Origin of the sequence: uncultured Methylovirgula sp. (assembly GCF_947646745.1) — a bacterium.
Classification (GTDB): Bacteria; Pseudomonadota; Alphaproteobacteria; order Rhizobiales; family Beijerinckiaceae; genus Methylovirgula.
Map to the genome: position 1 here is coordinate 31,381 of NZ_CANSHK010000012.1, position 11,745 is coordinate 43,125.

The 11,745-nt window shown below is 63.2% G+C and carries 12 protein-coding genes; 5 read left to right on the top strand and 7 right to left on the bottom strand.

Annotated elements, in window-relative coordinates:
- Nucleotides 1-12: 12 nt before the first annotated feature.
- A complete protein-coding gene (gene cobA / locus Q0025_RS05200; protein WP_297296703.1) occupies nt 13-789 on the top strand; it encodes a uroporphyrinogen-III C-methyltransferase in 777 nt (258 codons plus the stop codon).
- On the top strand, nt 786-2,099 hold the full coding sequence (locus tag Q0025_RS05205) for a cobyrinate a,c-diamide synthase (RefSeq protein WP_297296705.1): 1,314 nt from the start codon (nt 786-788) through the stop codon (nt 2,097-2,099). Before cobA ends, Q0025_RS05205 begins: the two co-directional genes overlap by 4 nt.
- Here the strand turns inward: Q0025_RS05205 and cobD are convergent.
- The 4 genes from cobD to serB all read right to left on the bottom strand — a co-directional run bounded on the left by cobD (nt 2,078) and on the right by serB (nt 5,382).
- Nucleotides 2,078-3,154, bottom strand: a complete 1,077-nt coding sequence (gene cobD, locus Q0025_RS05210; RefSeq protein WP_297296707.1) for a threonine-phosphate decarboxylase CobD — start codon at nt 3,152-3,154, stop codon at nt 2,078-2,080. The genes Q0025_RS05205 and cobD overlap by 22 nt on opposite strands.
- Nucleotides 3,155-3,913: a precorrin-6A synthase (deacetylating) gene (gene cobF / locus Q0025_RS05215; protein ID WP_297296709.1), complete on the bottom strand. Its 759-nt coding sequence runs from the start codon at nt 3,911-3,913 to the stop codon at nt 3,155-3,157.
- A 70-nt stretch (nt 3,914-3,983) separates the two neighbouring features.
- A complete protein-coding gene (locus Q0025_RS05220) occupies nt 3,984-4,409 on the bottom strand; it encodes a hypothetical protein (RefSeq protein WP_297296711.1) in 426 nt (141 codons plus the stop codon).
- A gap of 85 nt (nt 4,410-4,494) precedes the next feature.
- Nucleotides 4,495-5,382: a phosphoserine phosphatase SerB gene (gene serB / locus Q0025_RS05225; protein WP_297296713.1), complete on the bottom strand. Its 888-nt coding sequence runs from the start codon at nt 5,380-5,382 to the stop codon at nt 4,495-4,497.
- Between the two features lie 158 nt (nt 5,383-5,540).
- On the opposite strand from serB, the gene Q0025_RS05230 reads away from it, so the two are divergent.
- On the top strand, nt 5,541-7,655 hold the full coding sequence (locus Q0025_RS05230) for a hypothetical protein (RefSeq protein WP_297296715.1): 2,115 nt from the start codon (nt 5,541-5,543) through the stop codon (nt 7,653-7,655).
- 51 nt (nt 7,656-7,706) lie between these two features.
- Nucleotides 7,707-8,021, top strand: a complete 315-nt coding sequence (locus tag Q0025_RS05235) for a hypothetical protein (RefSeq protein ID WP_297296716.1) — start codon at nt 7,707-7,709, stop codon at nt 8,019-8,021.
- Here the strand turns inward: Q0025_RS05235 and Q0025_RS05240 are convergent.
- The 3 genes from Q0025_RS05240 to Q0025_RS05250 all read right to left on the bottom strand — a co-directional run bounded on the left by Q0025_RS05240 (nt 8,005) and on the right by Q0025_RS05250 (nt 9,961).
- The gene (locus tag Q0025_RS05240) at nt 8,005-8,805 is read right to left on the bottom strand and encodes a DNA-binding domain-containing protein (RefSeq protein ID WP_297296718.1); all 801 of its coding nucleotides are present in this window, start codon (nt 8,803-8,805) and stop codon (nt 8,005-8,007) included. The genes Q0025_RS05235 and Q0025_RS05240 overlap by 17 nt on opposite strands.
- Nucleotides 8,802-9,641 carry a DUF692 domain-containing protein gene (locus Q0025_RS05245; RefSeq protein WP_297296720.1) on the bottom strand — a complete coding sequence of 280 codons (840 nt, stop codon included), beginning with the start codon at nt 9,639-9,641 and terminating at the stop codon, nt 8,802-8,804. The genes Q0025_RS05240 and Q0025_RS05245 overlap by 4 nt, the downstream gene beginning before the upstream one ends.
- 62 nt (nt 9,642-9,703) lie before the next feature.
- Nucleotides 9,704-9,961: a hypothetical protein gene (locus Q0025_RS05250; protein ID WP_297296722.1), complete on the bottom strand. Its 258-nt coding sequence runs from the start codon at nt 9,959-9,961 to the stop codon at nt 9,704-9,706.
- Between the two features lie 549 nt (nt 9,962-10,510).
- Here Q0025_RS05250 and Q0025_RS05255 point away from each other — a divergent pair.
- The gene (locus tag Q0025_RS05255) at nt 10,511-11,722 is read left to right on the top strand and encodes an aminotransferase class V-fold PLP-dependent enzyme (RefSeq protein WP_297296724.1); all 1,212 of its coding nucleotides are present in this window, start codon (nt 10,511-10,513) and stop codon (nt 11,720-11,722) included.
- Nucleotides 11,723-11,745: the final 23 nt, after the last annotated feature.

Sequence of the window (11,745 nt, forward strand, 5' to 3'; positions counted from 1 at the left end):
GACGCAGCGAGAATGACGAATTTCGACGAATTGCTTTTCGAGCCGGGGACGGTCTGGCTTGTCGGCGCCGGTCCCGGCGACCCAGGGCTTTTGACCCTGCATGCCGTGACCGGGCTCAAGCAGGCCGACGTCATCGTCCATGATGCGCTCGTCTCGGATCACGTTCTGTTGCTTGCGTCGCCGAAAGCGCGGCGCGAATTCGCCGGCAAGCGCGGCGGCCGGCCGTCGCATAGCCAGAGCGATATTTCACTGCGTCTCATCGCGCTCGCCAAAGAAGGATTGCGTGTGCTGCGGCTGAAGGGCGGCGACCCGTTCGTCTTCGGCCGCGGCGGCGAGGAGGCGCTGGCCTTGGCCGAGGCCGGCATCCGCTTTCGGATTGTGCCGGGCATAACGGCTGGGATCGGCGGTCTCGCTTATGTCGGCATTCCCGCAACGTCGCGCGAGACCAATCAAGCGCTTGTTCTCGTGGCCGGCCATCCTGCGGCAGACGGGGAGGATCGCGTCAATTGGGAGGCGCTTGGTGCGCTCGGCCAGCCGCTTGCGATCTATATGGGCTTGTCGCGCCTGCGCGAGATCGGCGCGCGCTTGATCGCCGGCGGGCTGGTGCCGGAAACAAGGCTGGCCATCGTGACCGACGCCTCTTTGCCGAGCCAAAACGTCGTCGAGACGACGCTCGCTGCGGCGATGGATCATTATAGGGAAGCGCATGCGTCGGCGCCGACGCTGGTCGTCGTCGGCGCGATCGTCGATCTGCGCCATGCTTTGCTCGCGAGCTTGATCTCGCCGTGAGGCCGCGCGGCCTCATCGTCGCGGCGCCGCGATCCGGCAGCGGCAAGACGACGTTGACGCTTGGCCTGATGCGCGCGCTCTGTCGGCGCGGGCTCACGGTCGCCGGCTTGAAATGCGGCCCCGATTATATCGATCCAGCCTTTCACGCCGCTGCGACCGGACGGCAAAGCTATAATCTCGATTCCTGGGCAATGCCGGCGCCCATGATGCAGACGCTGGCGATGCAGGTGTCAGAAAGCGCCGACCTCGTCATTTGCGAGGGCCTGATGGGCCTGTTCGACGGCGTGCCGTCCGCTGCGGGACGCAGCGGCGCGACCGCGGATATCGCCGGGGCCTTCGGTTGGCCGGTGCTTTTGCTGCTCGATGTGAGCGGCCAATCGCAGACGGCAGGCGCGCTTGCGCTCGGCTGCGCGCAGTTTGATCCGCGCGTCCAGATCGGCGGCGTCGTGCTCAACCGCGTCGGCAGCGACCGGCATCGAAACCTCGCCTCTGCTGCGATCGCCCAGGCCGGATTGCCGGTGCTCGGCGTGCTGCCGCGCTCGACAGACATTGTGTTGCCGGAACGCCATCTCGGCCTCGTCCAGGCGGGCGAGACCGATGGCCTTGAGGCGATGCTGGAAAAACTTGCTGATTTCATTGAAGCGCATGTCGATCTCGATGCGGTTCTCGCAATAGCGTCCGCATCGCCATGCGATCTGCAAGCTGGCAGCGTTCCATTCGCGCCGCCCGGGCAGCGGATTGCGATTGCGCGCGACGCGGCCTTTTCGTTTCTCTATCCGCATATCCTCGCCGCTTGGCGCGCGGCCGGCGCAGAACTTTATTTCTTCGCGCCGCTCGCCGACGAGGCACCTCCGGAATGTTGCGACGTGTGTTGGCTGCCCGGCGGCTATCCCGAGCTTCACGCCGGACGGCTTGCGCAAGCGGAGAATTTTCTCGCCGGTACGCGGCGCTTCGCCGCGACGCGGCCGGTGCATGGCGAATGCGGCGGCTATATGATTCTCGGCCGCGGTTTGATCGACGCCGGCGGCGAAAGGCACGCGATGCTGGGCCTGCTCGATCTCGTCACATCCTTCGCGACGCGTCGGCTGACGCTTGGCTATCGTGAAGCGCGGCTCGTCGGCGCGTGCGTGCTCGGTGCAGCTGGTGCGCGCTATCGCGGCCACGAGTTCCATTATGCGACGATCGCCGAGCCGGGGGAGGACGCGTCTTTTGCCGAAGTCATCGACGCCTATGGTTCACCGGCCAAATTCAGCGGCAGCCGCCGCGGCCGTGTGACCGGAAGCTTCTTTCATGTGATTGCGCCGGCGTGACCTTGCAGCGTTTCGGTGAGCCGCATCCAATCCGCCTCGTCGCCAGGAAGGCCGAAGCGCAGCCAGGTACGACGCTCCGGAAACGGCCTCGTCAGAATGCCGCGGCGGCCCAGCGCCTCAAACCATTGCGTCGCTTGTTGATGTTGCGCCAAGCGGAACAAAGCCGTGCCGCCGATGATGGCGAAACCGGCTGCCGTCAGCAAGGCATCGAGCCGCGCGGCCTGCCGCTCGAGCCGTATCACCGATTGCGTCAGCCATGACGTGTCGGCAAGTGCCGCTGTGGCGATCTCGATCGCGGGGCCGGAAACCGCCCAAGGGCCGAGTGCGGCGCGGAGCTTTTCCGCCACATCGAGGCCGGCAACGGCGAAACCGAGGCGCAGGCCGGCGAGGCCATAAGCCTTGCCGAACGAGCGCAGAACCAGGGCGCCGCGTTCGGGTAGAATTGGAACCAGGCTTGCGGACGGCCGCGTCACATCCATGAAGGCTTCATCGACGATCAGCAAGCCGCCGCGCCGTGCGAGGCGCGCCGCTATGCCCGCGAGACCCTGCGATGGAACAATGCGCCCGTCGGGATTATTCGGATTGACCACGATGGCGACATCGATGCCAGGTTCGATCAATTCGGCAATGTCTTGCGCAACGACGACTTCGGCATTGGCGGCATGCCAGACTGCCGGGTATTCCTGATAGCCAAATCCCAAGAGCGCGACGCGCTTTGCCGGGAAAAGCTTCGGCAACCATTGGATGATCGTCTGCGTGCCCGCGCCGGCGACGATGTGTTCGGCGCTTGTTGCACCATAAGCCTGGGCGGCCGCGGCTTGCAGCTGCGCCAGCGCGGCGGCGTCCGGCAGCCGCGTCAGCGCCTCGGCGGAAATGTCGTGAGCCGGGTAGGGAACGGGGTTGATGCCCGTCGAAAGATCGAGCCAGGGTGTCGGCGCGCCGGGGAATTGCAAGCGCGCGGCGCCAAGATCGCCGCCGTGATGAATGGCGGGGCTGGCAGTTTCGTCTGCCGTCCGCGCGGCCGGCGTCGATAATCTCGCGAAAGTGCCGGTCATTTATGTCTCGGGCTTGCGGATCAGATAGCTGTCCATGATCCAACCGTTGCGCGCCCGCCGCTCGGCGCGGATGGCCGCAATGTCGCTTGCGACCTCAGAGAGCCGGCCCGCGACGAGCACTTCCTCGTCCGTTCCCAGATAGGCCCCCCAATAGATCTGGAGATCACCGGCGAGTTTCGTAAAGGCCTGCTCTCCGTCGAGCAGAACGACGACACTGCCGCCGTCGTTCGAGGCGCCTTCGGTCAGTTTGCGGCCGGTCGTGATATGAACCGATTCGCCGATGCGGTTGAGCGGCACGCGGTGCCGCGCCGCCAAGGCCTGGATCGCGCTGATGCCGGGGATGACCTCATAGTCGAACGCCATTTCTGCTTGCGCATGAATTCGTTCGACGATCCGCAACGTACTATCGTAAAGCGCCGGGTCGCCCCAGACGAGAAAGCCGGCGCATTCGTTTTCGCCCACGTCCTCGCGCAGCAATCGGGTGTAATTCGCTTCGATTGCCGCGTGCCATTCGAGCACGTTGGCCTTGTAGTCGGAAAAATCCTCGCCGCGTCTTGGCACCTGCACTTCGACGAAACGATAGGCCCTGTCCTTGATGAAACGTGCGCAGATCTCGGTGCGCAATTGGCGCAGTGCGGCCTTCTCGGCGCCCTTGTCGGGAATGAAGAAAACGTCGACTTTGTTCAGCGCGCCGATGGCTTGGACCGTCATATAGTCCGGGTTGCCGGCGCCGATGCCGATGATGAAGATTTTTCGCATCCGCCGAACTTAGCCGATCTGGCGCGATGTTCAAACCGCGTCGGGATTTGCCGCGTCGGGATTGGCCGCGTCACGAATCGAGCGCTGCTTCGAGTCCCCGCGGATCGTCGGTGCCGAGGCGGATGACATCGCCCGATTGCAAACGCAGTTCGACGGCATCGAAACCCGAGACATTGTAAAGCCGCCAGCCGGGGCGCATCCGGATGCCGAAGCCGTTCCACCAATGGTTTTGCACGATCGCGGCGGATTGAATCGTGCTGCGCGCGATCCGATAGCGCCACAGGCCGGGTCCGAAATACCAAGACAATTCGCCAGGCTCGACGATGATCGTCAAAGACGAAAAAAGCCAGGCCATGACGATGAGAAGAGCGATGGCCAGAAGCGCCGGCCAAAGAACGCCGCGGCTGCCGAGCGCCACGCCGACAAAGGCAGCTGTGACAAGGCAAATGAGCAGCGTGGCGGTGCCCGATTGCCGGTGACGATAAGACTCGCTCATGATTTCCTCTGGCGATGAATGGCCCAAGGCCAAGCCGTCTCTTTGTCGCGCGCAGTATCACTCGGGTTCAAATGCTTGCGTGCTTCTATGCCACAAAGTCTGCGCGCCGATAACCTTGCGCATAAAGCAAAGCGGTGAGATCGCCATGATCGACGCGCGCCTGCGCTGCGGCGGCAACCGCCGGTTTGGCGTGGAATGCGACGCCCAATCCGGCTTCGGCCAGCATATCGAGATCATTGGCGCCGTCGCCGATCGCAAGGGTTTCGCTCGCCGAAAGGCCGCGTTCGCGGCGATAGCGTTCGAGCACCTCGCATTTCGCGGCACGGCCTAGAATGGGCTCTTCGATCTTGCCGTTCAATCGGCCGTTGGCTATGCCAAGCACATTCGCGAAGTGAGCGTCGAAGCCGATCCGCGGCGCGATGTCCTGGGTGAAGGCGGTGAAGCCGCCGGTGACGAGCACAGTGAAGGCGCCGTGGGCGCGCATGGTGCGCACGAGCGTCTGCGCGCCAGGCGTCAGGCTGATCCGTTCGGCAATGATTTGGCCAATCACACCCGCGTCGAGGCCCTTCAAGAGCGCCACGCGCTCGCGTAACGCCGGCTCGAAAGGGATGTCGCCCCGCATCGCTCGCGCGGTGATCGCGGCGATATGCGCCTTCAGCCCGGCGAAATCGGCGAGTTCGTCGAGGCATTCCTGTTCGATCATGGTCGAATCCATATCGGCAACGAGCAGTCGCTTGCGGCGCAAGGCCATGGGCTGGACGAAAAAGTCGATCGGCCGGCCCCCCAGCGCATCACGCACTTGCGCCAGGATCGCCGGCGTCACCGGCTCTGCGAAGATGACATCGGCGGCGATATTTTCGTCGAGCCATACGGGCTGTCGGACTTCGGGGAGAGATCGCGCCACACGTCGCAAAAGAACGTCATCGAGTGCCGCTAAAGCTGTGGGAGAGACAAGGGTGACGACGCTGAGCATGGCGGCTTTCAATAATTTCGCTTAGGCCGAACGGGGATAGGCCGATATCCGCGCGCCGGCGCAGTCCGGGCGGCAATCGCGCTTCCGCAATGCTCGGTTTTTTGCTTAAACTTCACCATAGCTAGCACGACAGGCCTTATTGCGGCATGGGGGCGGCGATGAAGTCAGGAGTCTGGGTTCGTCTTCTTGGGGCCGGCCTGATTTATCTTGGCCTTGCCAGCCTCGCGATCAGCCTCATCAATTTTATCAGCCATCCCTATTACGGCACGCAGATGGGGCCTGTCCTGGCCAATCTCGCGCTCACAATCGTGGTCAATCTGGCGCTGGCCTGGGCGGGTGCGGCGATTGTCTCCCGCCGCCCGTCGCGCCGCCATATCGTCGCGGCGATCGTCGTTCTGGTGTTGGCCGAAACCCTGTACAGCCTCGGAAGCTGGCACCGGGCCATCTACTTGTTTTTCTATGCGCCTGAAATCGTCGGCATACAGGTCTTTCGCCTGCTCCTGCTTCTGACGGCGCTCGTCTATCTTGTCGTGACGTGGCGGCGACCCGAATTCCAGCCGCAAGTCGCGGTCCCCCCGACGGAACCCGGCGCGACGCCGCATCGCGTTGTCGCCGCGAACATCGCCGACGGCCCCAATTGGCACGCTGATCTTCTCGCCTCGTTGCGGCAGACCGGCATGCAGGAAACGCCCCGCCGGCGTGTCTGGCCGTGGATTCTGGCGCTGTTCGCCGCGACTTTGTTCGCCGCTTTGCTTTCCAATCTCCTCACCGCCGTGATCGGCGATATCGAGCCGCGTGCACAGCAACTGATCTGGCTGATCTTCGGCCTGATCTATCTGCCGTTGATCGGGGCGCCCCTGGCGTTGATCCGCCGGCGGACGAGTCAGGTGCGCCAGCGAAGCGCCGAGATGGCCTTGCAGAAATCCGCTGCCAAACGGCCGATCTTCTACCTGCGCTCCTTCGCGCTCGACGATCAGGTCGGCCGGCCGTCGATCCTCGAACTCCTGTCCAACATCCAACCCGCCAACCCCGAGCAGGCGATGATCCGCGTCGCGCGGCGCTGTGGGCCAGTGCTGGCCATCGGCCGTCCCGGCGAACGCCTGCCGGCGCTGGGCGCGGCACGCTTCTATGTCTCGGACGATCTCTGGCAAGAGAAAGTCGCCGACGTCGCGACCGTGGCGCAACTCGTCGTCTGGGCAAGCGGTACGACCCAGGGCCTCGAATGGGAGATCACCCATCTCGTGCGGTCCCTGCCGCCGGAAAAGCTCATTCTTTGGCCGCACCCGCAACTCCTCGATCTCGATGCCAACGAACGCGAGGCGCAATGGCGCGGCTTTGTCGACGGTCTTGGAACTTTGTTCCCCAAGCCGCTGCCGAAGCCGCTGGGCAAGGTTCAATTCTTCGCCTTCGACAAGGATTTCACGCCGATTCCGTTCTCAGCTTGGCGGCTGACCGCCCAGGGCCGGCTCATGGCCTCGCTGCGCGCGCTGCTGCGCGGCAAGGATATTCCGCCATATGACACGGTCCACACCGCTCGGGCGCGGCTGCTCCGGCGCTTGATATTCGGAACAATCGGCGTCCTCGTCGCGATCCCGGCGCTTGGTTTTGCCTATCTGTTCGCGAATTACGTGCGGCCGCAGCCGCCTGAGCCGCTTGCCTGGAACCTTCTCGGCTCGGATCTTTTTGCCGATGAAGCCTATGTCACGCCATTCTCCGTCGATCAGATCCTTGCCAATTTTCAAAATACGATCGGCCAGCTTGACGGCAAATGGTTCGGGTCGAATTGGGAAGACCAAAAGCCCGGCGAATTTCCGCCATTGAAGCGCGCGGCGCAAAATTATGCGCGCCCCTATGAGTTGGCGCATGCCGATGCGCAAATCGAGCCGGTCTTTTACGGCAGGGGCCCCTATCTCGAGTTCGACGTGCATTCGGCCGCCGATGCGCAGACACTCGCGCAAAAGCTTCAGCCGCTGCGCGATGCGCTCAATGTCACAGCGCGGGATTGGCAGGGCGTTGCCGCGGAAACGAAGGGCTATTTCTATCCCGACCGAATGAGCGCGATCATTGCGGCGCGGCAGCAAATTCTCGATGCCGAAGCTGGCTTCCTGACATTCATGGCCGACCATCCCAATGCCTGGTCGGCAGCACGCGCCGCCGACGGCTCGACCAATTTGAGTTTCACGCAGGATACGCTACCCCTGGCACAGGGCTTTGTCGCGCGGCGCCGCGGTGGCGCCGCGGCTTTGGTTACGGCATTGAAATCTCCATATTGAAATCCCCTTGAGGCTGCTGCCATGCAACCACGGCTTTTCTTGCTCCTCGGCTTGATCGTCTTCGTGTCCCCGGCGCAGGCGTCGTCCTGCGGCAAAGACATCGACAAGGTTCAGCTTCAGGTCGACGCGCGGATCGACGCCATCGCCAAAACCGATCCCGGCGCGCGCGAATCGCGCGCCGCACTTCTGCATCACGAGCCGACGCCGGCCTCCATCGCGGCCGCCGAGCGCGGGTTGAAAGGGGATGCCAGAGTGCGGCGCGCGCTCGCGGCACTGAAACGGGCGCGCAGCGCCGAGGTGCGCGGCGATACCAAAGCCTGCGAAACGGCACTGGCCGATGCGCGCGCGGCTATCGCCAAACGATAGGCTCATCGCAAACTGCGATGATCAATCCGTCGGTGAACCATTGCGCGAGATAAGCCGCGGCGCGTCCGGCGATGGTCTCCGAATCGGCGGCATCGGAAAATTGCAGCAGCGTGCAGATTTCGCCGAAGCTTTTGCCCGCGATGGCTTCGCGGATCGCTAGCGCTTCGCCCGGCTCAAGCGCCCGATAGAGCGTCTGGGCGTCGCGATTGCGCCAGACGAGCAGAATTTCATCCTGCGCCTGATCGGGCGGCGGACAGGGCGTTTCGGCGGCAGCGGCCTCGAACGCTGCGGCAATGCCTTTGGCGAGCCGCAGGACTTCGGCACTCGGGTGAAACGAAAACCGCATTTGCGGCCATTGCTCGGGCGCGAGCGCGGCGAGCGTCGCGACCGTGCAGGCGGCGGCATCCGCGGCATCGAAGGCATCGGCCAGCGCCCGTTCGAGGCGCGCAAAATCGATCAGAATGCGGCTCGCATTCCAGGGCGGGTTGGCCTGCATGAAATCAGGGAGGTCGCGCGCATACCAGCGCGCATTGCGATGTCGCGACGGCGTGGCGCCGATATAGGCCTCTCTCAGCGCATCGAACGTCTCGTCGCCGATGGCGCTATGCAGTACCTTGAAGTCTTCGGCCAAAAAACCTGCGAGCCGCAGGTGATAGGCGTCGGCATAGATGCCGAAGCGGGCCTCGGATGTGAGCTGTTGAGACGTATTGATATCGGCAAGGATCGTCCGGTCTTCACTCAGAATCGCGGTTTGGAATCTCGTCTGCAGGGCGGCGAGAGTCATGCCACGGCCTCGACCGTCGAGACCGCGCCGGCAATGCCGCGGGCACGCTGCAACTCGGCCAGAAGCTCGGCAAAAGGCGGAAACTTGTCGTCACGCTCGATCATCACCGAGACAGGGCCGAAACGTCGCCAGGCCTCGGCAAAAAGCGCCCAGACCTCTTCGCTGACCGGTTCGTCATGCGTATCGATCTTATGCGTGCCATGGTCTTCGTGGCCGGCGAGATGGAATTGCACGACGCGATCGACGTCGATCGAACGCAAGAACGCGTGCGGGTCAAAACCGTGATTATAGCTGGACACGTAGACGTTGTTGACGTCGAGCAGCAGCCAGCAATCGGCACGCTTTGCGAGTTCACGGACGAAGGTCCATTCGTCCATCTCGGATTCGGCGAAGGTCACATAGCTCGAAACGTTTTCGATCGCGATGCGTCGGCCGAGGAAATCCTGGACCGCCGCGATCCGGCTGGCGACATGCGCCAGGGCTTCCTCGGTGTAAGGGATCGGCAGCAGATCGTGGAGATTGACGCCGTGAACGCCGGTCCAGCAAAGATGATCGGAAACGAATTGCGGTTGAAACCGGTCGGCAAGCGCTTTGAGCGCGGTGAGATAATCCATGTCGAGCGGTGCGGTCGAGGCGATCGACATGGAAACGCCGTGCATGACGATCGGATAGTCGGCGCGGATGCGTTCGAGCGCCGCGAGCGGCGGCCCGCCCTGCACCATATAATTTTCGGAGATGACTTCGAACCAATCGACCGGCGGCTGCGACTCGAAAATCTCGCGGTAATAGACAGGCCGCAGACCAAGGCCGAATCCGAGAGACGAGGGCTTTTGCATCATTGGCTCCGCTTTTGCGGGCGCCCGCGGCTCGGGCCGCGAGCGCCCTGAACTTGCGAGTCTTAGCTGAGATGTCCGCCGAGCTTCAGGCAGGCGTGCTTGGATTTCTCAAAGAGGAAGCCCTGGCCCTTGCAAGAATTCTGACCCTTGCAGGAATTGCTGGCCGTTTTGCAATCGCTCTGACCCTTGCAGGCATTGACGCCATAACAATGCACCTTGCCGGCGGCGAAAGCGGGGCTCGGCGCCAAAGTCGTGCCAGTGATCGCGAGCGCCACCGCGGCCGCAGCGATGCTGCCGCCGGAAACAAACGTCATCTTCATAGAATTCTCCCTCAGAGATTGCCCCTGGAAACAGGTGGCCCTGGCGCTGCTGCGCCAAGAGGGTGTTCGGGCGAAAGGGCGGCGCTGTTACAGGCTTCACGCAGCAGTGAAGGAAAGTTTTCGGCATGAGCGGCGGCGCGAAGCTGCGCGTCAAATGAGCACGGGTGGAAAAATCGGCTTCCACAGGGCGCTCGCCGCTCCGGCAAATGCGCCGTTCTCACGCGCTTCCCGAGGATGTTGCGAGGCAAAAGGCTCTGTTGCGGCGCACACTCGAAGCCTTTGCCAAATCCCCAAATTTGTGTTGAGCGCCATGACTTTTGCTCTTATTCATGCGCCATCCGCGACGGCGCTGGCAGGATGCGCAGAATTTTGCGCGCCCGCTCGGCGTTTTCTCGAGTCTTTACTCGATGATCGAATTTTCCAGCCGGGTTGCCGGCCGGGAAAACGGGCGCGAGGGGGTCCGCCGGCGCGGGCCTGCCCAAAAAAGAACCACGAAGCATTTGTCCTTCCTTGGGCAAAGGCGGCATCTGAGATTTGGAGACATAGACGATGAGTAATAAGCCGCGGAGCCCCGGCCGCCATTTCCTGCAAATTCCCGGCCCGACGCCGATCCCGGAGCGCGTCCTGCGCGCCATCGACATGCCGGTCATCGACCATCGCGGGCCGGAGTTTCAAAAGCTCTCCAAGCGGGTGCTCGAAAAGGTCAAGACGGTTTTCCAGACCAAGAACCCGGTCATCATTTTCCCGTCCTCGGGCACCGGCGGCTGGGAAGCTGCCCTCGTCAATACGCTCTCGCCCGGCGACCGGGTCCTGATGTTCGAGACCGGCCAGTTCGCGACGCTCTGGAATGTCATGGCGAAGAGCCTCGGCTTGAAGCCCGAGTTCATCGAATCCGATTGGCGCATCGGCGCCGATCCGGCCCAGATCAAGGAGCGTCTGAAGGCCGATAAGAACCACGAGATCAAGGCGGTTTGCGTCGTCCATAACGAGACGGCCAGCGGCACGACCTCGCCGGTCCAGGAAATTCGTCAGGTGCTCGACGAGCTCAAGCATCCGGCGCTGTTCTTCGTCGATGCGATTTCGTCGCTCGGCTCGATCGACCTGAAGCATGATGAATGGGGCATCGACGTCACCATCGCCGGCTCGCAGAAGGGCCTGATGCTGCCGCCGGGCCTCGGCTTCAACGCGATCAGCCAGAAGGCGCTCGAAGCCTCGAAGAAGTCGGGCTTTGCGAAGTCTTACTGGTCGTGGGCCGACATGCTCAACGCCAATACGAGCGGGTTCTTCCCCTATACGCCGGCGACGAACCTGCTCTACGGCCTCGATGTCGCGCTCGATATGCTCGAAGAAGAGGGCTACGACCGTGTCTTCGCCCGGCACAAGCGTCACGCCGAGGCGACCCGCCGCGCCGTTACGGCCTGGGGCCTCGAAGTGCTCTGCAAGGACCCGAAATATTATTCGCCGGTCGTGACCTCGGTCCTGCTGCCGCCGGGCCATGACGCCGATGCCTTCCGCGCCACGGTGCTCGAGCATTTCGACATGTCGCTCGGCACTGGCCTTGGCCGCGTCGCGGGCAAGGTGTTCCGCATCGGCCATGTCGGCGACACCAACGATCTCACGATCCTCGGCGCCCTGAGCGGTGTCGAAATGGGTCTTGAGCTCGCCGGTATTCCGCACAAGAAGGGCGGCGCCCAGGCGGCGCTCAACTACCTCGCCGAACAGGCGCGCAATCCGTCGCACAAGCTTGTGGCGGCCGAATAATTTGTGTTTTGCGGGCGGCCCTG